The following is a 604-nucleotide window of genomic DNA, read 5'->3' as shown; positions in this document are numbered from 1 at the left end:
TTTGCCTCGTTTCCGGCCTAACTGCTTGGACGCGCATATCCAACAGCGCGCTTACCCTATCCTTCTGCGTCCCCCCATCGTTCAAACGATGTATAGGTGGTACAGGAATATCAACCTGTTGTCCATCGCCTACGCCTTTCGGCCTCGGCTTAGGTCCCGACTAACCCTGAGCGGACGAGCCTTCCTCAGGAAACCTTAGGCATTCGGTGGAAGGGATTCTCACCCTTCTTTCGCTACTCATACCGGCATTCTCACTTCTAAGCGCTCCACCAGTCCTTCCGGTCTGACTTCAACGCCCTTAGAACGCTCTCCTACCATCGACACCAAAATGGTGTCAATCCACAGCTTCGGTGATACGTTTAGCCCCGGTACATTTTCGGCGCGGAGTCACTCGACCAGTGAGCTATTACGCACTCTTTAAATGGTGGCTGCTTCTGAGCCAACATCCTGGTTGTCTAAGCAACTCCACATCCTTTTCCACTTAACGTATACTTTGGGACCTTAGCTGGTGGTCTGGGCTGTTTCCCTTTCGACTAAGGATCTTATCACTCGCAGTCTGACTCCCAAGAATAAGTATTTGGCATTCGGAGTTTGACTGAATTCG

At 51.3% G+C, this 604-nt stretch carries 1 rRNA gene; it reads right to left on the bottom strand.

The window, feature by feature from the left end:
• Positions 1-604: ribosomal RNA gene (locus tag SB773_RS29935) — 23S ribosomal RNA — on the bottom strand; the annotation flags it as partial.

The sequence above is a fragment of the Bacillus sp. SIMBA_074 genome (assembly GCF_046534555.1).
Classification (GTDB): Bacteria; Bacillota; Bacilli; order Bacillales; family Bacillaceae_G; genus Bacillus_A; species Bacillus_A mycoides.
This window is presented reverse-complemented; position numbering and strand designations above follow the sequence as displayed.